Origin of the sequence: Kitasatospora sp. NPDC058444, assembly GCF_042721415.1 — a bacterium.
In the GTDB taxonomy this organism is placed as follows: Bacteria; Actinomycetota; Actinomycetes; order Streptomycetales; family Streptomycetaceae; genus Kitasatospora.
In genome coordinates this window covers 1-24620 of the sequence record NZ_JBHXLL010000011.1, presented here as the reverse complement: position 1 = coordinate 24620, position 24620 = coordinate 1, and the positions used below count along the sequence as shown (strand labels likewise).

29 protein-coding genes and 1 pseudogene are annotated in these 24620 nt (G+C 72.1%); 6 read left to right on the top strand and 24 right to left on the bottom strand.

The window, feature by feature from the left end; translation table 11 throughout:
* Positions 1–405: 405 nt before the first annotated feature.
* The 9 genes and pseudogenes from ACFWP2_RS14745 to ACFWP2_RS14705 form a co-directional block, all read right to left on the bottom strand.
* Complete coding sequence (locus ACFWP2_RS14745; RefSeq protein WP_380450916.1) at positions 406–1443, bottom strand: hypothetical protein; 1038 nt, start codon at positions 1441–1443, stop codon at positions 406–408.
* A gap of 18 nt (positions 1444–1461) precedes the next feature.
* Positions 1462–1692 (bottom strand): hypothetical protein, encoded by a 231-nt coding sequence (locus ACFWP2_RS14740; RefSeq protein WP_380450914.1) that lies wholly within the window; start codon positions 1690–1692, stop codon positions 1462–1464.
* A 234-nt stretch (positions 1693–1926) separates the two neighbouring features.
* Entirely contained in the window at positions 1927–2922 is a 996-nt protein-coding gene (locus ACFWP2_RS14735; protein ID WP_380450912.1) for an iron-containing redox enzyme family protein, read from the bottom strand.
* Positions 2919–3224 (bottom strand): hypothetical protein, encoded by a 306-nt coding sequence (locus ACFWP2_RS14730; protein ID WP_380450910.1) that lies wholly within the window; start codon positions 3222–3224, stop codon positions 2919–2921. The genes ACFWP2_RS14735 and ACFWP2_RS14730 overlap by 4 nt, the downstream gene beginning before the upstream one ends.
* A gap of 224 nt (positions 3225–3448) precedes the next feature.
* On the bottom strand, positions 3449–4009 hold the full coding sequence (locus tag ACFWP2_RS14725) for a hemerythrin domain-containing protein (protein ID WP_380450908.1): 561 nt from the start codon (positions 4007–4009) through the stop codon (positions 3449–3451).
* Between the two features lie 139 nt (positions 4010–4148).
* Positions 4149–4721, bottom strand: coding sequence for a type 1 glutamine amidotransferase domain-containing protein (locus ACFWP2_RS14720; RefSeq protein ID WP_380450906.1), 573 nt, complete (start codon positions 4719–4721; stop codon positions 4149–4151).
* Positions 4722–4900: 179 nt separating this feature from the next.
* Positions 4901–5359 (bottom strand): SRPBCC family protein, encoded by a 459-nt coding sequence (locus tag ACFWP2_RS14715; protein ID WP_380450904.1) that lies wholly within the window; start codon positions 5357–5359, stop codon positions 4901–4903.
* Between the two features lie 132 nt (positions 5360–5491).
* Positions 5492–5680, bottom strand: a pseudogene (locus tag ACFWP2_RS14710) (hypothetical protein); the annotation flags it as partial.
* Between the two features lie 42 nt (positions 5681–5722).
* Complete coding sequence (locus ACFWP2_RS14705; RefSeq protein ID WP_380450902.1) at positions 5723–6631, bottom strand: SigB/SigF/SigG family RNA polymerase sigma factor; 909 nt, start codon at positions 6629–6631, stop codon at positions 5723–5725.
* A 709-nt stretch (positions 6632–7340) separates the two neighbouring features.
* On the opposite strand from ACFWP2_RS14705, the gene ACFWP2_RS14700 reads away from it, so the two are divergent.
* Positions 7341–7637, top strand: coding sequence for an SDR family NAD(P)-dependent oxidoreductase (locus ACFWP2_RS14700; protein WP_380450900.1), 297 nt, complete (start codon positions 7341–7343; stop codon positions 7635–7637).
* Positions 7638–7671: 34 nt separating this feature from the next.
* A complete protein-coding gene (locus ACFWP2_RS14695; protein ID WP_380450898.1) occupies positions 7672–7845 on the top strand; it encodes a hypothetical protein in 174 nt (57 codons plus the stop codon).
* Between the two features lie 21 nt (positions 7846–7866).
* Here the strand turns inward: ACFWP2_RS14695 and ACFWP2_RS14690 are convergent, their stop codons facing one another.
* Together ACFWP2_RS14690 and ACFWP2_RS14685 are read right to left on the bottom strand one after the other, a co-directional pair.
* Complete coding sequence (locus tag ACFWP2_RS14690; protein ID WP_380451170.1) at positions 7867–8082, bottom strand: CDGSH iron-sulfur domain-containing protein; 216 nt, start codon at positions 8080–8082, stop codon at positions 7867–7869.
* Positions 8083–8107: 25 nt separating this feature from the next.
* The gene (locus ACFWP2_RS14685) at positions 8108–8764 is read right to left on the bottom strand and encodes a HemK2/MTQ2 family protein methyltransferase (protein WP_380450896.1); all 657 of its coding nucleotides are present in this window, start codon (positions 8762–8764) and stop codon (positions 8108–8110) included.
* A gap of 137 nt (positions 8765–8901) precedes the next feature.
* Between ACFWP2_RS14685 and ACFWP2_RS14680 the strand changes: the two genes are divergently transcribed.
* Complete coding sequence (locus ACFWP2_RS14680; RefSeq protein WP_380450894.1) at positions 8902–11043, top strand: YbdK family carboxylate-amine ligase; 2142 nt, start codon at positions 8902–8904, stop codon at positions 11041–11043.
* A gap of 203 nt (positions 11044–11246) precedes the next feature.
* On the opposite strand, the gene ACFWP2_RS14675 is transcribed toward ACFWP2_RS14680, so the two are convergent.
* Positions 11247–11480, bottom strand: a complete 234-nt coding sequence (locus ACFWP2_RS14675) for a DUF6296 family protein (RefSeq protein WP_380450892.1) — start codon at positions 11478–11480, stop codon at positions 11247–11249.
* Between the two features lie 469 nt (positions 11481–11949).
* Here ACFWP2_RS14675 and ACFWP2_RS14670 point away from each other — a divergent pair, with 469 nt between their 5' ends.
* Positions 11950–12321, top strand: coding sequence for a low affinity iron permease family protein (locus ACFWP2_RS14670; protein ID WP_380450890.1), 372 nt, complete (start codon positions 11950–11952; stop codon positions 12319–12321).
* Positions 12322–12335: 14 nt separating this feature from the next.
* Here ACFWP2_RS14670 and ACFWP2_RS14665 read toward each other — a convergent pair whose 3' ends face one another.
* From ACFWP2_RS14665 to ACFWP2_RS14625, 9 genes are all read right to left on the bottom strand, one after another.
* Positions 12336–14144, bottom strand: a complete 1809-nt coding sequence (locus ACFWP2_RS14665) for a complex I subunit 5 family protein (RefSeq protein WP_380450888.1) — start codon at positions 14142–14144, stop codon at positions 12336–12338.
* Positions 14145–14146: 2 nt separating this feature from the next.
* Positions 14147–14494 carry a sodium:proton antiporter gene (locus ACFWP2_RS14660; RefSeq protein WP_380450885.1) on the bottom strand — a complete coding sequence of 116 codons (348 nt, stop codon included), beginning with the start codon at positions 14492–14494 and terminating at the stop codon, positions 14147–14149.
* On the bottom strand, positions 14494–15246 hold the full coding sequence (locus ACFWP2_RS14655; RefSeq protein WP_380450883.1) for an MnhB domain-containing protein: 753 nt from the start codon (positions 15244–15246) through the stop codon (positions 14494–14496). Before ACFWP2_RS14655 ends, ACFWP2_RS14660 begins: the two co-directional genes overlap by 1 nt.
* Complete coding sequence (locus tag ACFWP2_RS14650; protein ID WP_380450881.1) at positions 15243–15533, bottom strand: Na(+)/H(+) antiporter subunit B; 291 nt, start codon at positions 15531–15533, stop codon at positions 15243–15245. The genes ACFWP2_RS14655 and ACFWP2_RS14650 overlap by 4 nt, the downstream gene beginning before the upstream one ends.
* Positions 15530–15811: a monovalent cation/H(+) antiporter subunit G gene (locus ACFWP2_RS14645; RefSeq protein ID WP_380450879.1), complete on the bottom strand. Its 282-nt coding sequence runs from the start codon at positions 15809–15811 to the stop codon at positions 15530–15532. The genes ACFWP2_RS14650 and ACFWP2_RS14645 overlap by 4 nt, the downstream gene beginning before the upstream one ends.
* Positions 15812–15881: 70 nt before the next feature.
* Positions 15882–16172 (bottom strand): monovalent cation/H+ antiporter complex subunit F, encoded by a 291-nt coding sequence (locus ACFWP2_RS14640; RefSeq protein ID WP_380450877.1) that lies wholly within the window; start codon positions 16170–16172, stop codon positions 15882–15884.
* A complete protein-coding gene (locus ACFWP2_RS14635; RefSeq protein ID WP_380450875.1) occupies positions 16169–16624 on the bottom strand; it encodes a hypothetical protein in 456 nt (151 codons plus the stop codon). Before ACFWP2_RS14635 ends, ACFWP2_RS14640 begins: the two co-directional genes overlap by 4 nt.
* A 365-nt stretch (positions 16625–16989) precedes the next feature.
* Entirely contained in the window at positions 16990–17313 is a 324-nt protein-coding gene (locus ACFWP2_RS14630) for a plasmid stabilization protein (protein ID WP_380450873.1), read from the bottom strand.
* 2 nt (positions 17314–17315) lie between these two features.
* A complete protein-coding gene (locus ACFWP2_RS14625; RefSeq protein WP_380450871.1) occupies positions 17316–18383 on the bottom strand; it encodes an SDR family oxidoreductase in 1068 nt (355 codons plus the stop codon).
* A gap of 120 nt (positions 18384–18503) precedes the next feature.
* Between ACFWP2_RS14625 and ACFWP2_RS14620 the strand changes: the two genes are divergently transcribed.
* Positions 18504–19190, top strand: coding sequence for an HAD family hydrolase (locus tag ACFWP2_RS14620; protein ID WP_380450869.1), 687 nt, complete (start codon positions 18504–18506; stop codon positions 19188–19190).
* A gap of 10 nt (positions 19191–19200) precedes the next feature.
* The gene (locus ACFWP2_RS14615; protein WP_380450867.1) at positions 19201–19935 is read left to right on the top strand and encodes a class I SAM-dependent methyltransferase; all 735 of its coding nucleotides are present in this window, start codon (positions 19201–19203) and stop codon (positions 19933–19935) included.
* 111 nt (positions 19936–20046) lie between these two features.
* On the opposite strand, the gene ACFWP2_RS14610 is transcribed toward ACFWP2_RS14615, so the two are convergent.
* The 3 genes from ACFWP2_RS14610 to ACFWP2_RS14600 all read right to left on the bottom strand — a co-directional run bounded on the left by ACFWP2_RS14610 (position 20047) and on the right by ACFWP2_RS14600 (position 24438).
* Complete coding sequence (locus ACFWP2_RS14610) at positions 20047–20772, bottom strand: ribonuclease BN (RefSeq protein ID WP_380450865.1); 726 nt, start codon at positions 20770–20772, stop codon at positions 20047–20049.
* A gap of 250 nt (positions 20773–21022) precedes the next feature.
* Positions 21023–21979, bottom strand: coding sequence for a TIGR03557 family F420-dependent LLM class oxidoreductase (locus ACFWP2_RS14605; protein WP_380450862.1), 957 nt, complete (start codon positions 21977–21979; stop codon positions 21023–21025).
* A gap of 293 nt (positions 21980–22272) precedes the next feature.
* Positions 22273–24438, bottom strand: coding sequence for a catalase (locus tag ACFWP2_RS14600; RefSeq protein ID WP_380450860.1), 2166 nt, complete (start codon positions 24436–24438; stop codon positions 22273–22275).
* Positions 24439–24620: the final 182 nt, after the last annotated feature.

Genomic DNA, 24620 nt, shown 5'->3' with positions numbered 1-24620 from the left:
CTCCGGTAGACCGCCGTGTCGGCGGTGAAGCCCGGCATCCTCATCGGTACACACCTCGTCTCAGAACGGACCCACATCTCGTCTCAGATCGGACCCACATCGTCGATGGGTCCCGTACAGGCATCGAAGCAGGGGGAGTAGCACACGTCGCACCCCTCACTGAGCGGGTTGTGGCAGAACGGTCGGCACCTGTTTTCGCACAGCCGGGCACACCTCTCCAGCTGCCAGAAGTCGCCACCGGCCCGTCGGGCGACTCGCCCCTGTGGCACCACGCCCGGCCTCCCCCGTGCCGGGGCGCCGCGCCCCGTCCGGTACCCACCACTGCCCCGGTAGGACACCGTGTCCGCGGTGAAACCCGGAATGCTCATCGTCGCTCACCTCACATCACTTCGGCCTGGCGGCCGGTCAGTGGTCGTAGTAGGGCGCCAGCTTCGTCACCACGAAGGGGAACATCTCGCTGCAGTCGAGCCGCACGAAGAACTTCTCGGTGACGTCGCTGTGGCGGTGCGTGTAGGAGAGCACCACGTCGAGGATCCGGCGGGCGCCGCTCAGTCTCGAGTCGCACACCTCGACGGCACTGAGCGCGGAGTCGGCCGCGAAGGCCTCCACGGTCTTGTGGTAGATCCCCTGGTACCGAACGGCCAGGTAGTTGAGCGCGCGGTGCTCGTCGGTGTCGCCGGCGTTGTCACCCAGATGCAGGATCCGACCGAGGAGTTCGTAGGAGGCGGACTCGAACCGGTCGGCCGGGATCTGTTCGGGCCGCTCGATCGCGCTGATCAGCTCCGCGCTGTCGAAGGAGTAGAGCTGGTCGAAGAAGACCATCGGGAGCGTCAGGCCGTTGCAGAGCGACGGCGGCGCCAACGGCCCCCGGAGGCCGATCACCACGTCCAGGTCCGTGGGACGCGGCTCGGGCCGGACGGCGTCCACCAGCAGTGCGACGTCGGCCGGATCGCGGGGGCGGATCAGGTAGGTGTCGATGCCCTGGATGTTCAGTACGTAGCACAACTGCCGTGCGAGGTAGCGGTTCTCGGGCTGGGAGATGACCGAGTGCACGGTCTGGCGGTCGCTCAGCCCCGAGGTCTCCACCCGACCGACGGCCTGTGCCAGTTCCTTCTCGACCCCCAGGCTCGGGAAACGGAAGTCGATCTGGCCGATCGCGTAGACGAAGGCGGGCTGGTCCGGTGCCGAACCGGAACCCGCCGCCTGTCGCCCTTCAGCCGTGCCGGTGCCCGGACCGCCGCACCCGCAGGCCGGGGCGACCGGCGCGGACGCGGGCTCGAGGCGGCCGGGCGGATCCGCCCAGGCTCCGCCGTAGGCGGGCTCCGGTGCTGACTGCCGTCCGTCCGACGGCGGTTCGGGCGCCGTCCGCCCCGCTCCCGGCGGCTCCGCCGCTCCCGTCACGCCGGCCTGCACCGGCCCCCGGACGTCCTGGTCCTGTTCCATCGCTGGCTCCTCGGAGGCTCAGTTCCGCTGCCGACGGCTCGGCCCGCCGGACACGACCAGCCAGCGGTTCAGCGCGGCGGCACGCCGCTCGCACCCGCCGCAGGGCCGGATGCCCAGCGTCGAGGTGACCCGCTTGACGGCGTCACCGAGCCCGATGTCCTGGTCCGTGACGAATCCCGGCAGCCGCACCCGCCGCGGCGTGCTCCCGGCGGCCTGTTCGCGGCGATCACGCTGTTCGCCCGTCGTCATGTTCGGATACTCCTCACCTGGTGCGGGCGCGGGCCGGAACCCGCACGCCGGGACCGTTCCGGAGACCGCGGCCCGCGCACCGCACGAGCGCGCACCCGCGACGTCCCGCACTTCCAGGCTGCGTCCGCGCCGCCGCCCGCGCACCTCGGCGGGGCCGGTGCCATAGCCTGGAAGGTGAGGGTGCCGGGCCGCCGTGGACGCGCCGGCGCGCACGAGGTCCCTGGCGGGCCCGGATCAGCCCGTACCGTCCGGCAGCGGGAAGCGCAGCGAGCTGCGTCCGGCCCGCCAGTGGCCGAGCAGGTGGTCCGCGAAGCGTCCGTCGACCACCCCGGCCGCAGCGACACCGAACGCCACGTCCCTGGCCAACTCGGGCTCGACCGCGACCAGTTCCTCGATGACCCCGCGGCGCACGAGTTGCTCGTGGACGGCGTCCGCCTCGACGTGTTCCCGGTAGAAGAGCGTGCCGTCCGGGCCGCCGCCGAGCCGTTCCAATGCCGCCGCCAAGCGGGCGGAGCCGGGCGATGAGGTCACCTCCACGGTGGCGAAGTGCCCGACGGCGGCGCCGCGCAGCGCCCGGTGCAGGCCGAAGAGCGTCATCAGGTTGACCACGGCCAGGGTCGGCGCCGGCACGAGGTCCAGGTAGCGCCCGTAGCCGGGGTCGAGGCCGAAGGCCGCCATCATCCGGGCGAACAACAGGGCGTGGGCCCGCTCCGGCCGTCCGGCGCCGTACTCGTCGTAGAGGATCGTCGTCAGCACGGCCTGCGCGGGACCATGGATCCTCGGCAGCATCCACAGCTGCGGGTCCGCCTCCTTGAGGTGGTAGACCGACCGGTGCACCAGGTACTCACGAGCGTGCCGGCGCTCCCCCTCGGCGAGCAGGAAGTGCGAGGGCCCGGTACCGTCGGACGGCTCCGCGAGCAGTGTTTCCAGCGCCTCCCGCAAGGGCGGCACAGGCTCCGCCTCCGCGCGCACAACGGCCAGGAACGAGTGCTCCAACTCTCCTCGGAATCGCAGGAGTTCACTATCCCACTCCCAGCCGTCCGATACCCCGGGCAGCCCCCGGCCGTGGAGTTCGTAGCAGAGGTGCAGGGCCAGCTGATGGTCCTCGCCCCACGGCTCGTCGAACGGGCCGGGCGACGTGAGCTGACGGCCGGCACCGGGCGGTCCGGAGGTGAGCAGGGCGAGCACCGCCGCCGAAAGCGGACCGCGCGGCGCGGGCAGCACGCTCATTCTTCCTCCCGGCGGCCGTCGGCACAGGCACAGAGCACCGCGAAAGCGATGGTCAGGGTCAGGGCCCAGCAGCCTGTGAAGATCCACAGAAACGGTGCCTCGGACGCTCCCAGGCCTGCCGCGAGCAGGCCCGACGACAGCAGCGCAAGTGCCAGGACGATCCGCGGCCGCACGCCGCGCAACACGTCCCAAGCCCGGCCACGCAGACGGAGCCCGAGGAGGCGCAGCCGCAGCTCCAACACGTGGTCACCACGCGGCACCCGCTCGATCCCGCGCAGCTCCACCGGCTCACTCCCGTCCATCCGTCCGCCTCCTCACAACGCCGTCCCCCGAGATCCGCCGCTGCGGCTACCCCGGATCGGCGACCGCTAACGCCCCGGCCCCACCCCGGCCCCGACGGCCGGCAGGCAGCTGTCGGCCGGATTGCGCCCGCCGGGGCAGCCGCCCGGGGTCCTTGCGGTGGAGGAGGCGGTGGAGGAGGGCGCGTGCGGCCTTCGCGGTGTCCTCAGGCCCTGCAAAGGGTCAGTCAGTGCGGACCACCCGAACTCAGGAAGTCCCGCATCCGCTCGGAGGCCGAGCGCTCGGGGGGCGGCAGGCGGTCCGCCGGACGTGCGGTGGGCGGCTGGTGACGGGGCCGGCCGGTCGAGGACTCCTTGGTCTCCCGTGCCCTGACCGCGAGGTCGCAGAGTTCGGCCTCGCTCGCGACTGCCCTCACGGCCGGGAAGAGCCGCGCCTCCTCCTCGCCGGCGTGCCGGGTGACCTCCTCGACCAGCCGGGCGACCAGCCGGTCGAAGCGGGGCGAGGTGACGTGGGTCGGGCGGAGCTCCTCCAACAACGCTTCTACCGCCCGGTGGTCGGCGAGTTCGCGTTCCACCACGACCGGCCCGTCGGGCAGCCGGTCGCGGGCGAGCGGATAGAGGTGCTGCTCCTCCGCCCGGGTGTGGCGAACCAGTTGATCGATCACGAGGTCGGCCAGGTCCTTGCGCTGCGGGTCCCCACTGGGTATGCCGCTGAGTTCGCTGAAGTGGACCAGCACGGACCGGTGGTCGGCGGTCAACTGCTCCAGCAGGTCTTCGTCGTGGTACACGGCGGATGCTCCGTTCTGTGTCCTTGCCGGGTAACGGCGGCCGGCTCGCCGCCGGTGCGGCGAAGGCCCGTCTCCATGGCGGACTTCCGCCGCCCCTGCGTGTCCCCGGGATCCCCGGAGCCAAACGGCCGTCCGTGACTCAGTGCACGTCGGCCGCCCCTACCTGGGTGCGCAGCGCGGTGTCGATGCCCCGGAGGAATTGTTCGAGGTCGCCGGGGTTGCGTGAAGTCACCAGCCGCCAGTTGTCGGCGTCGTCCGTGACCAGCGGTTCGTCGGTCCAGGTAGCGCCGGCGTTGGCCAGGTCGGTACGCAGGGACGGGTAGGACGTGAGCCGCTTGCCGTAGGCCACGCCCGCTTCGGCCAGCAGCCACGGGCCGTGGCAGATGGCGGCGACGGGCCGTCCGGCGGTGGTGAAGGCGAGCACCGTGTCGACGGCCGCCTGATGACGTCTGAGGGTGTCCGCGTTGATGGTGCCGCCCGGGATGAGCAGCAGGTCGTAGCCGGCGGCGTCGACCTCGTCGAAGGTGAGCGCCGGTTGGACCGTCTCGCCTGGATCCTTGTCCCCGACCAGGGTGCGGATCTCGTTCCGTTCGGGGGCGGCGATGTCGACGTGGACGCCGTTCTCGCGCAGGTGCCGTACGGGCACGAGCAGTTCGTCCTGTTCGACGCCGTAGTTCGTCACGATCGCCAGGACCTTGCCGTGCTGGGTCATGTCTCCTCCTGGTCGGCGGGATTCCTCGGGGTGCGCGAACGCGGACCCCGAGCACGGCGGGTACCCACCGCACGCCGGCCGTACCGGGCCGATCGTTCCTGATCCGGCATGGCCACGGACGTCGACCGGCCGCCGAGGGGTGTCCCTGGCGGCCGGTGGCGCGGGGGTCGACAGCGGATTCAGCCCGGACTGATCCGGCCGCGCCAACCGCCTTCCTCCCTGCCGCGTTCCTCGATGTACTCCTTGAACCGCTTCAGGTCCCCCTTCACGCGGCGGTCGACCATTCCCGTGACGTCGGCGGTCTTCTCCGCGATGCCCTCGGGCCGGAAGTCGATGGCCATGGCGACCCGGGTGTGCCCCTGGTCGATCTGCTGGAAGCTCACCACGCCCTTCTGGTCCACCTCGCCGTCCACGGTCCGCCAGGCGATCCGCTCGTCGGGCTTCTGGTCGACGATCTCGGTGTCGAACTCACGGGTGACACCACCGATGCTGGTCCGCCAGTGGTTGTGACGGTCGTCCAGTTGGGTCACCGAGTCGACGCCCTCCATGAAGCGCGGGAACTCCTCGAACAGCGTCCACTGGTTGTAGGCGGTGTGCAGAGGCACCGCCACGTCCACGGACTCCTTCACCATGCTCATCCGAAGCTCCTCTCACGGTTACGGCCAGGGCCGTCCCGGCCGTACCGTGCGCCTGCCCCTTCGGAAGCGGCCCAACCATGTGTCCCGGTGGCCGCCCGTCGGAACGCGGGCACGGACGGCGAGGGACAGTGGTCACCGCAGGGCGGGGTGCGCCGTGTGCGGCGGTCGGTGCCGGAGGGCGTCCTCGACGGTGGCGTGGACGTCGAACAGCCCGGCGGTGTCGGTGAGTTCCAGGACCCGCAGCGTCCGCCTGGACGGAGTGACGAGCACCAGCCGGACGTCGTCCGCCAACGCGCGCCGACGGGCACCGAGGAGCAGGTTGAGGCCGCTGCAGGGGGCCGGAAACGCCCCACGGCGGGAAAGTCAGTCCGGTTCCTCCGGTGCGTCGGTCCAGCCGGGGGCGTCCCGGTCCTCCAGTTCGTCCCGCAGCCGGACGAGCGTGGCGGCGAGCAGCCGGGAGACGTGCATCTGGGAGACGCCGATCCGCTCCGCTATCCGCGACTGCGTCCAGCCGTCCCAGAACCTCAGCTTGAGGACGGTCTGTTCGCGCTCCGGCAACCGGGCCAGGAGCGGGCGCACCGAGATCCGGAAGTCGGCGAGCTCGATGCCCTGGTCGCAGCCGCCGAGCCGGTCGAGCAGGGCGCTGCCGCTCTCGTCGGTGTCCTGGTCGCGCAGGGCGTCCAGCGAGTTGGGGCGGTAGACGCGGCCCGCCGCGATCCCCTCGGTGGCCTGTTCGACGGTGAGGTGCAGGTCCTCGGCGATCTCCTCGGGCTGCGGGAGGCGGCCGAGTTCCTGTTCCAGGCGGTCGGAGCCGCGGGCGACGGAGAGGTAGAGCTCCTGGGTGCTGCGCGGGACCCGCACCGGCCAGGAGGTGTCGCGGAAGAACCGTTTGATCTCCCCGGTGATGGTGGGGATGGCGTAGGTGACGAACACGACCCCTCGCTTCGGGTCGTAGCCGTCGACGGCCTTGATCAGGCCGATCGTGCCGACCTGGAGGATGTCGTCCATGTCCTCGGCACGGTGACGGAAGCGGGCGGCGATGAACCGCACCAGTGGCATGTTCAACTCGATGATCGTGCCGCGCACGTAACTGTAGGCGTAGGTCTCCCGGGCCAGCCCGGCCAGCCGCTCGAACAACGCGTCGCTCAGTTCCCGCGCCTCGTACTTCCCCATCGCCCGGCACTCGGCCGGAGTCGGTCTCGCCGGCAGATCGAGTGACGGGTCCGGGGTCGCGTCGGCGGCGTGGTGGGGCTTTCCCAAGCAGATGGACACTGGACTTCTCCTGGCATCGGGTGGACCCCCTGGACCCGTGCGTGCGAATCCTCGCACGTCGCGGGTTTGTTCCCCAGCGGCGTGCCCGGCATCTTCAGGCACGGGCCCTGGTGGCATCCGTCGGGTGCCGGAGCGGCCTGGATCGGTCGGCAGCCGCTGCACGAGTCTCCTACCCCACACACGACACCGAATTCGTGTTTCACCGGTCTTTCTACCGTTTTCTCCATATTCGTTCAGGATTCGTTCAGGTAGCCGTCCCGGCTCCTCCTGCTGACGCTGACCATCAGCTGGGCCCTGCTGCTCCTGCTGCGGGTTGCCACCGGATCGGCACTGGCCGGCTGGATCACCGTGGCCCTCATCCACCAGAGCCACAGCCGGCATCGGCCGGGCCTGTGCCCGGGCTTTCGCCGGCCCGGGGCGACCGCCTCGTCCTGGTCGCCCGCGGCACCGCCGGGCTGCGCGCCGTGGCCGCCGAGGCAGAGGCAGCGGGCTCCCCGGTTCGCACCGTGTCGGCCGACGTCGCCGACCCGGAGGCCTGCGAGGCCGTCGCCGCCCGCGCCGGAGGCCGAATTCGGGTCGATCGACGTCTGGGTCAACGACGCCTTCGCCTCCGTCTTCGCACCCTTCACCGAGATCAGCCCGGCCGAGTTCCGCCGAGTCACCGACGTCACCTACCTCGGGTACGTCAACGCCACCCGCGCCGCGCCGGATGCTGCCACGTGACCACGGCGCGATCGTGCAGGTCGGCTCGGCGGTCGCCTACTGGGGCATCCCACTGCAGACCGCCTACAGCGGCGCCAAGCACACCCACCAGGGCTGGCACAAGGCCCTGCGCGGCGAACTGCTCGCCAGTGGAACGGCGGTCCGCGTGACGATGGTCCAGATGCCGGCCGTCAATACCCCGCGGTTCGACTGGGTGCTCAACCGACTGCACGGCCACGCTCGCACCCAGCCTTCTCGACCGCTACCTCGCCTGCACCGGCATCGACGCCCAGCAGGAGGATGACCGGCCCCGCCGCGGCGACGAACAAAACAACCTCTTGTCCCCGGGCGACTCCGAGACGAACCACGGCGCGGAAGGCCGCTTCGACGCCGAGGCCCGCGACCACGGCGCCCAGCTGTGGGCCTCCCAGCACCACCGTCTGCTCGCTGCCGGCGGTGCGGCACTGCTCGGCGCCGCGCCCGGTGCGGCACGCGCGCGGCGGCCGCGGTGAGCACTGCGGACGTCCGTCCGCTTACCTTTCACCGGCCGCACCGTCCGACGTGCCCGGGCCCCGCTCCCGAGCCACCGGCGGCCGCCCGTGCCGCCGGTGGCTGGTGTCACAGAACGGGTACGTGCGGCTGCGCCGGCAAGCGCACAAAGCCACCACCGGACGGTCGGACAGGCGCCGGGTGCCGTCCGGCAGGATCACCTCCACCGGGCCCTCGACCAGCAACGGGCCGCCCGGCACGACGACCACCCGGGTGGCGTAGCGCTCAGCGCTCGCGGACACCGCGCACCACCACCAGTTCCTCCTCGCGCTCGCCCGGCCGGATCAGTCCCAGCCGCTCGAACAGAGCAGCCCGAGCCGTCATGACGGGCCCGAAGGGCTGCCGCCGTCGCGCCGCCACCTCCGTACGCAGTTCGGCTGCGTGCAGGAGCGCCAGGGTGGCCGGCACGTCCGCGAGTGCGGACTGCACGACCAGCAGCACGCCGCCCTCGGCCAGCGCCCCGGGAACGGTCCGGCAGATCCGGTCCAGGACCAGCCGTCCGTCCGGTCCGGCGTCCCAGGCCAGCGCGGCGCCCCGGCCGGGAGCCGCCCGTTCGGGATCGGTGGGGACGTACGGAGGGTTGGCGGTCACCAGGTCGAAGCGTTCACCGGGCAGCGGGGCCAGAAGGTCTCCCCGGCGCAGCCGGACCGGGTCGCGGTGCAGCCGGGTGTTGCACCAGGCGGCGGCCACCGCCCTGGCGGACAGGTCCACCGCCGTCACCAGGGCCCCGCTGCGCGCCGCCGTGATCGCGACGGCCCCGGTCCCGGTGCATAGGTCGAGCACTCGGCTGGAGCCGTCCAGCGGCTCCCGGCGCACACAGGCGGCCAGCAGTTCGGTGTCGCCCTGGGGCGCGTAGACCCCGGGCGGGCGGATCAACAGCATGCCGAGCGGTTGCCCGGCCCGGCACGGTTCACACCTGCCTCACGGCGGCTCGTACCGGGACGTGCCCCGAGCGCCTGCTCGGGTTCACTGCCCCGAGCGTTCGTCTTCGGGCCGGTCCCCGGATCCGTGATGCCGACGTGGCCGGGGGAAGGGACTCTGGTCAGGTGGACGGCAGCAGCGCCCCGGGCGCGCAAGGAGCCCGGCAGCCCGTGGCAGGCGGTGCGGGCCACGGCCGGGGGCCGACGCCGACGGTGGGCGTGGAAGAGGAGCACTTCGTCGTGGACCCCGTGTCCCGGGCCGTGGTTCCCGCAGGCCCGCGGCTGGCCGCCCGCGCCGCGGGCGTGCTCGGGGACCTGGTGTCCGGTGAGTTCACGGACCTCCAGGTCGAGGTGCGGACGCCGCCGTGCGCCACCATGCGCGAGCTGTCCGCCCAGCTGGCCCGGTTGCGCCGCGAGCTCGCCGCGTGCGCCGAGGCCGAGGGCCTGGCGGTGTGCCCCAGCGCGACGCCCGTGATCGGGGGCGGCGGCGCGGTGCCGGTAGGCGACCACCCCCGGTACCTGGACGGGGTGCAGCTGTTCCGTAGCCTGATGGACGACTTCGCCGTCTGCGCCCTGCACGTCCACGTGTGCCTGCCCGACCGCGAGGTGGCGGCCCTGGTCGGCAACCATCTGCGCCCGTGGCTGCCACTGCTGGTGGAGATGAGCGCCAACTCACCGTTCCACGCTGGACGGGACACCCGGTACGCGAGCTGGCGCTCGGTGCTGCGGCTGCGCTTCCCCTCCCTCGGACCGCCACCGTGGGTCGAGTCCTTCGACGACTACCGGCGCGTCGCCGCCTCGATGGCGGCGGTCGGCGGGAGTTCCTTCGCCGAGCTGCCGTTCTGGGACACCCGCCCGCACCCGCGCCTGCCGACGCTGGAAGTACGGTGCATGGACGTTCCGGCCGAGTCCGCCGACTCAGTGGCCCTGGCGGCCGTCGTGCGCGGTCTGGTGGTGACCTCCGCCCGCCTGGCGGAGCACGGCGACACGGGCCCCCGGCTGCGCGGCGAGCTGTTGCGCGGCGCGTACTGGTACGCGACCCGCGACGGCTGGCCGGGGCCGGGAGCGGACGCGCTGACCGGGCACGTTTTGCCCGCTCCGGAACGCGCACGGAGGCTCGTCGAGCACATCGGCCCCGCGCTGGAGGACCTGGGGGATCTGGAGCGGGTCACCGCCTTCGTCAACCGGCTGGCCGCCCGGGGCAGCGGCGTCCACCGCCAGCGCGCCGCGCACCGGGCCGGCGGCCTGCCCGCGGTCGTGGACGACCTCGCGAACTGCATGACCACCTCGCCCGCCGTCCCGCCCCGGTCATCCGCACGGCGGCCCCCCCGGGGGCGCGGCGCCGGCCCGCGTGCCAGCGTGGAGGAAGCCAAAAGCGCATGTGGCGGCCCCCTACCCACGGACGCCCGCGAACTCCTGGAGAAGCCGATGGTCGACACCCCGGAGCAAAACGGACGCCCGCCCGAGCACGGTGGACAGGTGCGCCGCGACGGGTACGCCCGCCTGGACGCCGCCGACCTGGGCATCGACACCACGGCGCTGGCCGCGGACTTCACCCGGCTCGCCGACGCCTACCAGGACCTGCCGCCGGATCCGTACGCGCGCGAGACCCACCGCTTCCGCCGCTACTCGCACGCCGTCCACCTGCCCTGGACCGGCGAGCTCTCCTACATCCCCGGTGCCCCCGACGAGGAGTTCGGCACCGTCACGGAGTACTGGCAGGACGAGCACAACCCCGAGTACCCCCGCGTACGGCGCCGGCTCCCCGACATCCCGAAAGCCCTGCACACCAACCGGCTGCTCGACGCCCTCGTCCGCGCCGACCTCCACCGCGCCCTGTGGCTGGAGGACCTGCACCGCGTTCCCGTCTACGTCGGCGTCCACCTGATCTCGCTCGGCGTCCACAACCGGGCGCAAGAAGCGGTGTCCTCACCGAACTGCCTGCACCAGGACGGCGGTTCACCGGCCACCTTCACCTTCGCCCACCTGATCGGCCGCCGGAACGTCCAGGGCGGCGAGAACGTCATCGCCACCCCGGAGAGCGCCGGCCGGCAACCCGACGCGCTGCCGCCCGAGGAGATCCACGACCGCTTCGTGCTGACCAAGCCGCTGGACGGCTACGGCGTGCACGACCGGCGCGTCAGCCACTACGTCGGCCCGGTCCGCCTCGGCGACGACGGGAACGAAGGGCGCCGCGACATCCTCATCATCGGAATTGCCCCCTACGCCCCGGGGCTTTAACCCGGGGGATCCAGTGCCTGAAGTCGCTGTGGCGCTTCCTTCCGGAACGTCGGGACGCGGACCGGAAAGTGCCGGTGGAGCCGGACGGAACCGCCCGGGCTCCTTCCGTGTTTCTGCTCGGATGCGCCACAACTGTTTCCTGGACGACGACAGTACGACTCCGAACCGGAGATGCCGATCACACCTGGCCAGCATTACTGCGGTCAGGGCAGCAGGGTGGCGCGCAAGCAGGTGTGCTGGCCAGGCCCTGTAGCGACGTCCAGGAGCCTGGCCACACCGGCTTGGATCTCCGCCCGGAAGGTTCCGGTGTCGTCGGCGTAGATCGGGATACCGTCGGGCGTCCTGTCACCGGTGGCGTGAACAACGACGATCTCGGGCGGACGGTGCGTGCCTGGTGGGCCCGGCAGGGTGATCGCGTAGCGCTCGGGGGTGTCCATGCCTCATTCTGCAGGGGGGGGGCACCGGTGTCGGTGAGGGGGCACGGACGGTGTCGCGGACGGTGAAGACCTCGTCTACGCCTGTGATCTGCCGCAGGCGCCGGGCCTGAGCGAACGGAGGGGCCTCCTCGCGCGAGGAGAGCTGTCCGCTGACGATCCTGCCCCGCCGATGAGCTCGGAATCCACCGGCCGGGGCGACCGGAGCCGCCAGCTCGACCGGCCTCGACGACAGCCTTAAGGATCACCGCGCCAGTCTGGGGTAACCCACCAACCGCATGCTCGTTGCCCAGAGTCCTCCCCGCCCCGGCTTTCCCAAGGCAACGCCGTGGGCGACGGCGACGGGTTGATGGCGATCGCCGCCTGCGGAGGGCACCGTGTGGCGTGTTGCCGCGCCCGCGGTCCACCGGGGACGGTGTCGGTGGACAGTGGAGGCGGCTGTCTTTGCGCATTGGACGGAGAGGGCGTCGGCATGACGTTTCAGCATCCTGCTCGTAAGCATGGGAACGGTCGGCGCGGGCAGTTCGAGGAGTTCGCGGAACTGGCGTCGAATTTCACCAGCTCGCCGCTGTTCGCGGTGCTGTGTCTGTGCCTGGTGGGCGCGGTCGTCGCGGTGCACGTGGCCGGGCTGCCGATCGGGTGGCAGCTTCTGGTGGGCGATGCGATGGGCGCGGTGACGCTGTTGCTGCTGGCGATGCTGAAGAACTCCGAGCGACGGGCCGAGCATGCCGTCCAGCGCAAGCTGGATGCGATCGTCCGGGCGATGCTGGAGCAGCATGAAGGCAAGCGCGGTCAGGCTTACGACGATCTGAAGGCAGCCATCGGGATGGAGGAGCGGCTGTAGGGGCCTGGGAGGATTCAGGTCTGGGCGGCGATCGCGACGCACAGCACGGCGACGCCGAGGGCGAGCCACGCGAGGTAGTCGCCGACGTGTCCGGAGTGCAGGCGGCGCAGCGCCCGTACGGCTCGGGCAGCCGCGTGCCGGTCGGCGGCGGGCCGGTAAAGGGCGGCCGTGGCCAGGGCGAGAGCGACGGCTGCGGACAGCAGGCCCAGCAGCACCCCGGTCGCGGTCCAGTCCGCGGCCGGCACGGGTCCGGGCGGCATGTTGGCGTGGGTGAGGACGACAGCGGTGTAGCCGTCGGGGTCGGTGAAGACGGCCGCCCCACGGGCGAGGGCGGCGGGGATGGCGGGCAGGGAACCGACGAGGACGGCGAGGCCGATCAGACCGGCCGGGACGATCGTCATGGTGTGCGGCAAGGCGCGCTTCGGAGAGCGGATTTCGGGTTCCTCGCCCTCGCCGGTGGTCTCGTCCTCGTCCGGTCGGCTGTGTGGGGCCGGGCCGGCGCCGAAGAAGATCCGCAAGGCCGCGCGGAGAGCGGCTGCGCCGGTGGCGGCCGAGGCCGCGACGAACACGGCGGGCAGCCACGGCTGCCAGTGGGCGGCGGCGTCCTCGCTCAGGGTCTTGCCAAGGCCGGTACCGAACGGCGGCATGCCGGCCAGGGCCAGGGCGCCGGCCACGAACAGCACGCCGACGGTGCGCAGGTCGCGCGCCTTGCCGTGCAGGCCGTGTTCATCGACGGAGCCATAGCGGTCCAGAAGTACACCGGTGAGGGCGAACAGCGCGGCCTTCACCAGGCCGTGGGCGGCGACGTACACCGCAGTCCCGGTGGCGCCGTCGGGGGTGAGCAGGGCGACGGCGATGAGGAACAGGCCGACGTGGCTGATGGTGGAGAACGCGAGCAGGCGCTTCAGGTGGCGCTGCTGCCAGCACATCAGGGCGCCGAGGAGTGCGGTCAGCACACCGATCGCGGTGAAGGTGGTGCGGAAGGCCTGGTGGGGGATGCCGCCCGGGCCGGAGAAGACGGTCCAGTAGACGCGGGCGATGCCGTAGACGCCGAGTTCGACCATGGCGCCGGACATCAGCATGCACACCGGGGTGGGCGCCACCGCGTGCGCGTCGGGCAGCCAGAAGTGGAACGGCACGGCGGCGGCCTTGACCAGCAGGGCGGTGGCGATCAGGGCGAACGCGGCCACGGTCAGCACGTCGGTGTGGTGGCCCGCGAGCTGCCGGCCGAGGCGGGCGAGGTTGAGTTCGCCGGTGCGGGCGTAGAGGAGGCCGATGCCGAGCAGGGAACCGTAGGCGGCGAAGGAGGTGACGATGCCGAAGGTGAGCGCCCCGTGGAGGGGGCGGGGGTCTTCGATGCGGTAGCCGGTCAGGGCGTAGGCGGCGGCTCCCATGAGTTCGAAGAAGACGAAGGCGTTGAACAGGTCACCGGTGAGCGCGAAGCCGGCCATGCCGGCTTCGAACAACAGGATCAGGGCGGGGAAGGTGCCGGCGTGCTCGCCGGTGGGTTCGTCGAAGTACCGCCACGCGTAGACCACGACCGCGAGGACCAGGACGGCGACGAGAAGCGCGAGTCCTGCGCCGATGGGGTCGGCAGCGAGCACGATGCCGAGGCCGGCGGGCCAGCTGCCCAGGTCCGCGGTGACGAGGTGCCCGTCGGCGCGTGTCCAGAGCAGGGCGAGGCACACTGCCTCGGCACCGGCGCAGGTGGTGGCCAGGATGTCGCAGCCGGCCCGGGGTAGCCTGCGGCCGGCGACGGCGAGCAGGGCCGCCCCGAGCAGGGGAATGGCCACCGCGAGCGGCAGCAGGGCTGCTTCGGTCACGGTCAGCCCTTGAGTCCGGTCAGGGCCTGCGGGTCGACGGTGTGGTGGCGTTTGCGCAGTTGGATGGTGAGGGCGAGCAGCAACGCGGTGACGGTCGCGCCGACGACGACGTCGGTCAGGGCGAGGGCCTGCACGACGGGGTCGACGACGGGACGGGTGCCGGGGGCGAGGTCGGAGTAGACGGGGGCGGTCGCGCCGCGGCGGTAGCCGACGGCGAGGAGCAGGAGGTAGGTGGAGGACTGGGCGACGGCCAGGCAGCCGATGGCGTGGATGAGGTTGCGACTGGTGACCAGGCCGTACAGGGCGACGAGCAGGACCCATCCGGCGGCCAGGAAGACCCACGTTCCCATCAGGTGTCTCCGTATCTCTGCTGGTCGGGGTCGGTGAGTTCGACGGCCTGGTCGAGGAAGTGTGCGAGCAGGGCGATCAGGCCGCAGGCGACCTCGACGCCGACCGCGGCGTTGAGGACCGGGACGGTGCCGCCGGAGGTGATGGTGTTGAAGGTGCCCAGCGGCAGCACGTTCTTGAGGAACGCGCCGCCGACGATCAGACCGGCCAGGCCGACGAGGCTGTAGGAGGCGGCGGCGAGCGAGTCCGCGACATCGAGGACGGCCAGCGGGCGCAGCTTCTTCAGGGCCCGGTAGTCGGCGGCCACGTAGGCCAGGTGCAGAGCGGTGGCGAGGACGACACCGCCCTGGAAGCCGCCGCCGGGGCTGAGCTGGCCGTGCGCGACGATGTAGACGCCCACGACCAGGGTGACCGGCAACAGCAGCGCGCCGAAGAGGCGGGTCGTGGGCGTGACCCGCTCCGCTTCGGCGCGTCGGTGGCGTTCGTCGCGGGCCCGGCGCAGCAGCAGGGTCGCCCCGAGCACTGTGCCGAAGAGGATGGACTCCTCGCCGAGGGTGTCGAAGGCGCGGATGTCGAAGTTGACGGCGGAGACGACGTTGGCGGTGCGCCGGTCCAGCGCCGCCACAACCGCCCGGTCCCCATAGGGGTGGCTGTCCGTTCCGAACGGCGGGAGGTGAGTGCACGCGGCCGTGAAGAACGCGGCGATGACGGCGGCCGCTGCCAGGAACATCGTCAGCCGGGCACGGGCCGTCACTGCTGTTCCGGTCCGTTGTCGCCGGCACCGGCCCGGTCGTCGGTGCGGGTGGGGCGGCGGGTGACCTTGCGTACGGTCAACAGGATCAGCAGCGGGGTCAACGCGGTGCCCACGGCGAGCTGGGAAAGGGCCACGTCGGGCGCCTGCAGCACCGCGAACAGCACCGCCAGGCCCAGACCGAGCACGGAGAGGACGACCGCCTGGCGGGCCGGGTCACGGGTGAGGACCGCCGTGGTGGCGGCGAGGACGACGAAGGCGACGACAGCTCCGATCAGCCATGCGTTCACAGCCTGCTCACCCCTTCGGCCTCGGCTTGGCGGGTGGCACGGCCGATGGCAATCGTGGTGACCGTCCCGCCGACGGCGAAGACCAGGCCGATGAACAGCGTCTTGGCCGCCCCCCGGCCCGGTCCCTGGTCGACGGCCACGGCCGCGGCGATCAGCGGCACACCGGCCACCGACGCCGGGGCCAGGGCGTGCAGGCGCGTCAGCGCTCCGCGCAGTCGTAGCACCGCGGCCGCGGACAGCAGCACGCACCCCACTCCGGCCCACAGCAACACAAGCACGATCACATGGCGTGGCGTCAATCCGAACTCCCTCTCCCGCCCCCGGTCTGGCCGGCCGGGCGGGGTCTCGTCAGTTCTCCGGCGTGGAACCGTGCGGGCGGGCGTCGTGGGGGCGGCCGGCGACGAAGCGGGCGAAGACGAGGGTGCCGGCGGGAGCCAGGACGGCCAGCATCAGCGCGAGGTCCTGGTAGGAGGACCGGTCGTACGCCATCGGGAGCAGCAGGAACACCGCGCCGGCCACGGTCGACAGCATCGACGCCCCGATCAGGCGGCGCACCGCGCTGCCGCGCGCCGCGACCCACAGGCACGTCGGCGCCGGAATCGCGAGCAGGACCAGGGCCGCCGCTGTCCAGGCGTTCACCGCGCGTCGTCCGTGCGGGCCACGGCCTCCTCGACCGGTCCCGGGGCCGGGCGCAGGGCGTGCACGACGACCTCGTCGTCGCGGGGCACGTCGATCACGCAGGTGTCCGGGGAGGCGGCGAGCAGCGCGCCGGCCCACCCGGCTCCCGCTCCGGGGCGCAGCCGGATGCGCCGGACCCTCCCGCCTCCGTGATCGGGGGCCATCGCGGCCGTCAGCACGGCCAGACCGCGCACGACCGAGCCCGGCAGCGCGAGGAGCGCACGCACCGCGCCACGCCCTCCTCCGACGCGGACGCGTGCGGCCAGGCGCATCCTGCGGGCCGCCACGGCCCCGCCCCACGCGGCGGTAACGGCGACCAGCAGCTCGACGGGCGAGACGGAGCCGATGAACACCACCGTCAGCCCCGTCAGCACAGCACCCCACACCACGATCTCCACCAGCCGGGTGAGCACCTGACCTCCTGTAGTCCCCGGGCCGTTGTTCGGCTGCCGACCACCTGGCCACTCCGCGGCGCAGGCGGCGCCTCCACGTACGCCGTCCACCGCCCGACCGTGTCATGGTCTCCGGGTCAGTCGGGAGGCTCCGACGGGCGGGGGTGCCCGGGCTCCGGTGAGGCAGGCTCCGTGGGCCCGCCCGGGCCGGCCGGGGCCGGCGGTTCAGGGGGCGGTTCGGGCGGGCCGGGAGGCGCGGGCGGATCCGGCGGCACCGGTGGCTCCACCGGCTCCGGCGGGCTGGGCGGCTGCGGCGGGGGCGACGGCGGAACCGGGGTGACATCGGGGTCGGGCGACACGGGAACGGTACCCACGGTCACCAGCTCCTATCGGCCCAGGGCGTGTTCGAGTTCCTTCTTGTTCATCTTCGAGCGCCCGTGGATGTTGCGCTGCCTGGCCTCGTTGTAGAGCTGCTCCTTCGTCGGCCCCTGGGAGCCGCTGTGCGACCGCAGCCCACCGCGACGGGAGGAGGACATGTCCTTCACCGAGCTGCGGCTGGCGGTCTTCGACTCCCCGTGCCGGGCCCGCTCCTTGTTCACGGTGCGGGCGGCGATCTCCTCGGCGCGTTTCTCGCTCTCACCGCGCTCCAGCGCACTGTCCTTGATGTGCTCGTACTGCCGCTCCCGCTTGGGACTCGATCCGCGAGGCATGGTCACACACTCCTGTCCGATGACTGCGGGGTGCGTGCTCCCCGCATCCGTGAGAGGAACCCGCTACCGGCACCGGGCAAACCGGCTTGCACCCGTCCAGCCGCGCGCCCCAGCGCGTCGGCGAGGGCGCCGAGGGCGTGCGCCACCTGCTGCTGGCGGCTGCGATCCCGGGCCCGGCCATCGAACCGGCCGTGCGCCCCGAAGTCCCGCCGGGCATCCACCGGCTCGAACAGGTTGTCCGGGTCCGTGGCGCGGCGCCGACGGTCCTCCTGCTGGGAGTCGAAGCCCGTGCGGGCCAGGTAGCGGTCCAGCAGCCCGGGCACGACGGCGTTCGCCACCAGGGTCGCCACCGTGCTGCCGCCGACCCAGTACTCCCGCTTCCCCGGGTGGTCGGCGGCGAACAGCACGGCGCGGGCAGCGACCTCGGGCTGGTAGATCGGCGGAACCGGCTGCGCCCGACGGGGCAGGCGGGACCGGACCCAGTCGAACTGCGGGGTGTTGACGGCCGGCATCTGCACCATCGTGGTCCGCACGCGAGTACCGGAGGCGAGCAGTTCGCAGCGCAGCGCCTCGTTGAAGCCCTGGATGGCGTGCTTGGCGCCGCTGTAGGCGCTCTGCAGCGGGATGCCGCGGTAGGCGATCGCCGAACCGACCTGCACGATCACCCCGGCATCGCGGGGCAGCATCCGGGCCAGGGCGGCCCGGGTGGCGTAGACGTAGCCGAGGTACGCGACCTCGGTGACGCGCCGGAACTCCTCCGGGGAGACCTCGGTGAACGGGGCGAAGACGGAGGCGAACGCGTCGTTGACCCACACGTCGACCGGCCCGAGTTCTTCCTCGGCCCGTTCGGCGGCGGCCTCCACCGCGTGTGCGTCGGCGACGTCGGCCTCGATGGCGATGACCTTGGCAGCGCCGACCCGCTCGGCCTCGCGCACCGCCGCTTCGAGGCCGGCCCGGCCGCGGGCGATCAACGCGAGCCGGTCCCCGCGGGCGGCGAACGCCTCGGCGGTCGCGCGGCCGATGCCGCCGCTGGCCCCGGTGATGACGATGGTCCGGCAGGCAGTTTCCATACCGCTTCGGGTTTCCCGGAAACAGCGGGGCAAACGGCCCGCTGCCGCGTGCGTGGCCGGTCGTCGGGCCGTAGCGTCGACAGGGTGGACATGCCGGGGGTGTGAGTGAGGGAGGCCTCGATGCCGGCCGCAGCACTGTTCGATGTCGACGGCACACTGCTCGACACCAGTTACTGGCACACCGTCGCCTGGACCGAGGCGCTCGCCCGATTCGGCCACACCCCGGCGACGGCCCGCGTCCACGGGGCGATCGGCATGGGCGGCGACCAGCTCCTCGACCACCTGCTGGGCGACGGCCGCGACCACGGCCGGGACGAGGCGAACAGCACGGCGCACCAGGCGCTCTTCGCCCGGTTCCGGCCGCGCCTGCGGCCGTTCGACGGCGCCGGCGGACTACTGCGGGAACTGAGACGGCGCGGCTGGACGATCACCCTCGCCTCCTCCGCCTCGGGGCGCGGCCTGGAGGCGATGCGCAGGGTGCTGGCCGCCGACGACGCGATCGATCACGCCACCTGTGCGGACGACGTCGAGGCCGGCAAGCCCGCCCCCGACCTCGTCCACGCTGCTCTGGCCACGTCCGGCGCCAGGCCGGGCGAGGCGCTGTTCGTCGGCGACACCCCGTGGGACGTCCAGGCCGCCGCCGGGGCCCAGGTCACCTGCGTGGCGGTGCTCTCCGGTGGCTTCGGCGAGCGGGCCCTGCGCTCGGCCAAAGCCCTCGAGGTCCACACCGATGTCGGCGAACTCCTCGCCCACCTCGATTCCAGCGCCCTCGCGGACCCGACGCACTTCCAGCCCGTACGCGGCTGAGCGCGCGGCCGTGGACGACTCCCCCGACGGCGGGTACTCGGTCTCCGCAGAGTTCTACGATCTCCTGCAGGCCGAGACCGACCGCCGTCTGGCCGAGCGGCGCTTCGCCGCGGCCGCCACGCGGGCCCGCCACGCGGTCCTCGATGTCGGCGCCGGCACCGGCACTGCCACCGAGGTCCTGCTGCGCGCCTCCAGTGTGCCCGTCCACGCCGTCGAACCGGCCCCGGCCATGCGCGCCGCCCTGCTGTCGCGCCTGGCCCACCTCGGGGCGGACCAGCGCGCTCGTGTCACCGTGCACCCCGAGCCCCTCGCGGCGGCAGGCCTGACGGCCGTGGCGGACTTGGCCGTCGCTTCCAACGTGATCGCCTGTCTGGACCCCCCGACCAGGCGGGCCACCTGGAAGGCGATCGCGGCAGCCCTCCTGCCCGGTGGCCTGCTCCTGTTCGACCCGCCGCCCGCCGGCCTGCCTGGCGGGTGCGAGGAGGTGGGACGGCTCGGTCCGGTGCGGGTCGGCCCCGACCAGTACAGCGCCGACGTCACCCGCCGGCCCCATCGAGGCGTCCTGCGCGTGGTCTTCACCTACCGCGTAGAACGAGAGCGGGTGCTCCTCCGCGAGGCCCGCGAGGCGTTCGACATATGGCCTGCCCCGCCCGAGCGGCTCACCGAGGAGCTCGAAGCCGCAGGACTGCACGTTGTGCAGGCCCCCGGATCCGACCTCGTGGCGGCTCGCCGCCCCGTTCTCTAGACCCGACCTCGCCCGCCTGCGGGCATCACGTTCCGGGTGCCACTGCTGCTGGACGGCCCACAGCAACGAGCGTTTGACCGGAACTCGGATGAACCACAAGCCCGGCTACGGTCACTCACCACCGTCATCGGCGGCTGACTGGTCGCCGCCGGACAGTGCCCACCCCACAATGCTTCCGCCGTACACGGTGAAGCCCACCCCGATCAGCCAGGACTGGACCACCAGGACCGCGCCGACCGTGCCGTAGGAGACGGCGTTGGAGACCAGCAGCGGAGCGAAGACCAGCCGGGAGAACAGCCGGAGGCCGGCCAGGGCGACCATCGTGGCCACCGCCCCGGGCACCAGTCCCCGCCGCGGGGCTCGCGCCCCGAGCAGAAAGCGCGGAAGCCACCAGAACAGCAGCAGACCGCCCAGCACCGTGGCGAGGATCCGCAGGGTCGGTTGAACGGCAGCATGCCGCCACGGCACACCGCTCCACGCCGCGAGGACGAGATAGCCGGTCAGCCCGGCCAGCGCGACGACTTGGCGCCACACCCGGTGCCACGGTCCTCGCGGCAGGCCCCAGATCCGCTCGTAGGCGCCCTGCATCGCACCCATCAGCGAAACGCCGAAGAAGGCCAGCGCGGCGAGGCTGAACCCGGTGGTCGTGCTGAGGACCTGCCCGCGTGAACTGAACAGCGTCTCGACGGCCTGGCCGCCGCGTGGCGACAGCCCCAGGCCGTCGGTGATCCACTGGGCGATCCCGTTGCCGCGGGCAGGGGAAGCCGCCGCAATGACCACGAGCAACGGCACCAGGGTCACGAAGAACAGCGCGGCGAAGGCCAGCGAACGCTGCATCAGCTCGATCTCCTGCCCGCGCCCCCACGCGCGCCCGCACACAGAGCGCAACCGGTGCCAGGCCGCGCTCACAGGGCACGCCTTCGCACGCCGGTCAAGCGCCGGAACCTGAGGCGTCCGGCCGGCGCCGAACGCCTCGGCGCCATGAAGTACCTTGCTGTGCCACCGCAACCACCTCTGCCTCCCGAAGGCGTCTGCTCCCGAAAGGGGCACCTGCCGGGGCCGGACGCCATGGATCGGACGGCCCCGGTCAGCGGTTCAGGGCGGGCAGGACCAGCTCACGGTAGGCGTCGAAGAAGACCTCCTGATCGGGGCCGATCTGTCCGACGTAGACCTCGTCGAACCCGGCACGCGCATATGCCCGCGCTGTCTCCACGTGCTGCTCCGCATCGTCGCCGCAGGTGACCGCGTCGGCGACCATGTCGCGGGTGACGAGCTGACTTGCCTGCTCGAAATGCGCCGGGGTGGGCAGGAGCTGGGCGAGTTCGCCGGGCAGCAGCTCGGTCGGCCACAGCCGGTGCACCACGTCCACGGCCGCTTCCCGGTTGCTGCTCCAGCACACCTTCACGCCGCCCACCACCTTCTTGCCCTGGCCCCCGGCCTCCCGGAACGCACCCACGAGGTCGGCGTCCGGGGTCATGGTGACGAATCCGTCCCCGATCCGGCCGGCCAGTTCGGCGGCCTTCGGCCCGAAGGCGGAAACGTACACCGGTGGCTGCTGGTCGGGGGCGGTGTAGAGGCGGGCGTTGTCGACGGTGTAGTGCCGGCCGCTGTGGCTGACCGGTTCACCGGTGAACAACTTGCGCATCACCTCGACGGCCTCCTCCAGCATCTCGGCCCGCACCTCGAACGACGGCCACGCATCCCCGTGGACGTGCTCGTTCAACGCCTCCCCCGTCCCGACACCGAGAGCGAAGCGCCCATCCAGCAGAACGCTGGAGGTGGCGGCGGCCTGCGCGGTCACCGCCGGATGCAGCCGAACCGTCGGACAGGTCACCAGCGTGGTGACCGGCAGCGAGACGGCCTGCGACAACGCCCCGATCACCGACCACACGAACGCGCTGTTGCCCTGCGCGTCGTTCCACGGATGGAAGTGATCGGAGATCGCCAATCGGGTGAACCCGGCCTGCTGCGCACGGCGGGCCTGGTCGATCAGCTCCGCTGGGGAGAACTCCTCACACGACAGGAAGTAGCCGTACTCGGTCAATCGGAATCCGCTCCTTCGTGAACGTCCTCCCCCGTTCGGGTGGCGGCGGCCACCCGGGCACTGCCGCCACCACGCTAGGCCGAAGGTCCTTCGAGTGGTCCCCGACAGCGCCGCACGGCCAACGGACTCGACCGCGAACGGGTTAAGCCGGCGAACGGGCAGAGCCCACCGGCCTCGCCCTGCCGAGTACGGACGGCCAGTTGGCGCCATGCGTCCAGGCCTGCGGCCTGCCCGCACAGCGGGACCGGGACTCCTCCAGGACGGGCGGGTCTCCCGGGCGATTCGGCTCGGGTTCAGCGCTGTGGGAACCGGTGCTGTTCGATCAGGCGGACGAAGTCCACCCAGTACGAGGGGCCGGGCTGCCGGTCCGGGCCACCGAGGGCAACTCCGGCGATGTGCTCCGCGCCGGGGGCCCCTGCGGCCCGCACGAGCGCCGCGCCGGTGCCGAGCGCGGCCACCGGCTTGCCGTGCCGCAGTGCCTCGTTGACGAACCGGACGGCGTCCGGATCCACGACGAGCGCGTCCTCTGTGCCGTCCGGGACGACCACGGCGTCGTACAGCACCGAGGCGGTGGTCACCAACGCCCGGTCGACCTCCACGTCTTGGCCGTCGCCGCCGCCCACGCTCCCGCCGTACCGGGCCAGAGTCTCCACCGTGGCACCCTCGGCCTGGAGGGCGGTGCGCGCGGCACGCACCTGGGCGGCGTCCACGCCCTGCGCCACCAGGACGGCAACCTTGCGGGTTCGGATGCCGTGGCCGCGCAGGTTCTCCAGGCTCAGCGCGGGCGAGACCCGCTCCCCCGCTGCTCCGGCCTCGCGGTTGCCGGTGGGCCGGTCCGGTGCGGGCTCGGGTTCGGGTTCGCCGATGCGGCGGGCGACCTCCACAGCCAGTTCCCGGTCCACGCGGGTCAGGTTGGCGACCATCCGGCGCCGCACGGCCTGGTCCCCGACCTTGCCGAGCTCGAAGGAGAACGCGGCGACGATGTGCTCCTGCTCCCAGGCGGCCAGGCTGCGCCAGAACAGCGCGGCCTGGCCGTAGTGGTCGGCGAAGCTCGGACTGCGCCGACGGATCGCCTGCCCGTCGACACGCTCCTGGTAGTGCTCGAACACCCCCTCGGCAAGGCGCCCGCCGCCCAGGGTGGCCGGGCATCCGCCTCCGACCGAGTTCGGCGCGTAGCTCGTCCCGGAGTGGATCACCTGCTGGCCGTAGCCGTCGCGCTGGTTGGTGCGCACCTCGGTCAGCGGCCGGTTGACCGGCAGCTGGGAGAAGTTGGGGCCGCCGAGGCGGATCAGCTGGGTGTCCAGGTAGGAGAAGTTGCGGCCCTGCAGCAGCGGATCGTTGGTGAAGTCGATCCCGGGAACGATGTTGGCAGTGTGGAAGGCGACCTGCTCGGTCTCGGCGAAGAAGTTCTCCGGGTTTCGGTTCAGCACCATCCGGCCGACCGGCCGCACCGGCACGAGCTCCTCCGGCACCAGCTTCGTCGGGTCCAGCAGGTCGAACGGGAACGAGAACTCGTCCTTCTCCGGGATCAGCTGGACGCCGAGCTCCCACTCCGGGAACTCGCCGGCCTCGATCGCCTCCCACAGGTCGCGGCGGTGGAAGTCGGGGTCGCGCCCGGCGGTGATCTGGGCCTCGTCCCAGACCTGGCACGCGACGCCGAGCCTCGGCCTCCAGTGGAACTTGACGAAGGTGGCGCGCCCGTCGGCGGTCACGAGGCGGAAGGTGTGCACGCCGAAGCCCTGCATCATCCGGAAGCTGCGCGGGATCGCCCGATCCGACATCACCCACATCAGCATGTGGGTGGACTCGGGCTGGAGCGAGCAGAAGTCCCAGAACGTGTCGTGTGCGGAGGCGCCGGTGGGGATCTCGTTCGGCGGCTCCATCTTCACCGCGTGCACGAAGTCGGGGAACTTGATCGCGTCCTGGATGAAGAACACCGGCATGTTGTTGCCGACCAGGTCGTAGTTGCCGTGCCGGGTGTAGAACTTCGTGGCGAAGCCCCGTACATCACGCACCGTGTCGGCGGAGCCGCGCGGGCCCTGGACCGTCGAGAAGCGCACGAACACCGGAGTCCGGCGCCCGGCCTCCTGCAGGAAGTCGGCGCAGGTGAACTCGGCGAGGGACTCGTACGGTTCGAAGAAGCCGTACGCACCGGCACCGCGAGCGTGCACCACCCGCTCGGGAATGCGCTCGTGGTCGAAACGGGTGAGCTTCTCCCGCAGGTGGAAGTCCTCCAGCAGCGTCGGGCCACGCTCGCCCACGGTCAGGGAATTGTCGGTGTCATCGACCCGAACCCCCTGATCAGTGGTGAGCGCACCATCCGACTCCGGGGCCCGGAAGGCGTCCAGCGTGATGTCCTTGGCATCGCGCTCGCCCCGCGAGGGAGGGCCTGGATCGGGAGCCTCCGTGACCAGGGGCGCCTGGGGACGCCCTTCCGGCGGTCCGGGATTGATGGTCATCTCAACGCTCTCCGTCCTGGGACCGGTGCGAGGCAGCTCGTGGCCGCCCGCCGGACAGCGGCTCACACCGGCGTGCCCAGCTCGGAGCCTAGACCCGTCCTTCGCACATAACGAGTTCGGATGATGTGGTGATGCGACCGGTATCCCGATGGGGTGCCGGTCGTTGAGCCTGGCGTGCCGAT

Coding starts and splice junctions, on each gene's coding strand:
- ACFWP2_RS14745 (WP_380450916.1), bottom strand. CDS start 1,443: ATGGAACAGGACCAGGACGTCCGGGGGCCGGTGCAGGCCGGCGTGACG.
- ACFWP2_RS14740 (WP_380450914.1), bottom strand. CDS start 1,692: ATGACGACGGGCGAACAGCGTGATCGCCGCGAACAGGCCGCCGGGAGC.
- ACFWP2_RS14735 (WP_380450912.1), bottom strand. CDS start 2,922: ATGAGCGTGCTGCCCGCGCCGCGCGGTCCGCTTTCGGCGGCGGTGCTC.
- ACFWP2_RS14730 (WP_380450910.1), bottom strand. CDS start 3,224: ATGGACGGGAGTGAGCCGGTGGAGCTGCGCGGGATCGAGCGGGTGCCG.
- ACFWP2_RS14720 (WP_380450906.1), bottom strand. CDS start 4,721: ATGACCCAGCACGGCAAGGTCCTGGCGATCGTGACGAACTACGGCGTC.
- ACFWP2_RS14715 (WP_380450904.1), bottom strand. CDS start 5,359: ATGAGCATGGTGAAGGAGTCCGTGGACGTGGCGGTGCCTCTGCACACC.
- ACFWP2_RS14700 (WP_380450900.1), top strand. CDS start 7,341: ATGCTGCCACGTGACCACGGCGCGATCGTGCAGGTCGGCTCGGCGGTC.
- ACFWP2_RS14685 (WP_380450896.1), bottom strand. CDS start 8,764: ATGCTGTTGATCCGCCCGCCCGGGGTCTACGCGCCCCAGGGCGACACC.
- ACFWP2_RS14675 (WP_380450892.1), bottom strand. CDS start 11,480: ATGGACACCCCCGAGCGCTACGCGATCACCCTGCCGGGCCCACCAGGC.
- ACFWP2_RS14670 (WP_380450890.1), top strand. CDS start 11,950: ATGACGTTTCAGCATCCTGCTCGTAAGCATGGGAACGGTCGGCGCGGG.
- ACFWP2_RS14660 (WP_380450885.1), bottom strand. CDS start 14,494: ATGGGAACGTGGGTCTTCCTGGCCGCCGGATGGGTCCTGCTCGTCGCC.
- ACFWP2_RS14630 (WP_380450873.1), bottom strand. CDS start 17,313: ATGCCTCGCGGATCGAGTCCCAAGCGGGAGCGGCAGTACGAGCACATC.
- ACFWP2_RS14625 (WP_380450871.1), bottom strand. CDS start 18,383: ATGGAAACTGCCTGCCGGACCATCGTCATCACCGGGGCCAGCGGCGGC.
- ACFWP2_RS14620 (WP_380450869.1), top strand. CDS start 18,504: ATGCCGGCCGCAGCACTGTTCGATGTCGACGGCACACTGCTCGACACC.
- ACFWP2_RS14610 (WP_380450865.1), bottom strand. CDS start 20,772: ATGCAGCGTTCGCTGGCCTTCGCCGCGCTGTTCTTCGTGACCCTGGTG.
- ACFWP2_RS14600 (WP_380450860.1), bottom strand. CDS start 24,438: ATGACCATCAATCCCGGACCGCCGGAAGGGCGTCCCCAGGCGCCCCTG.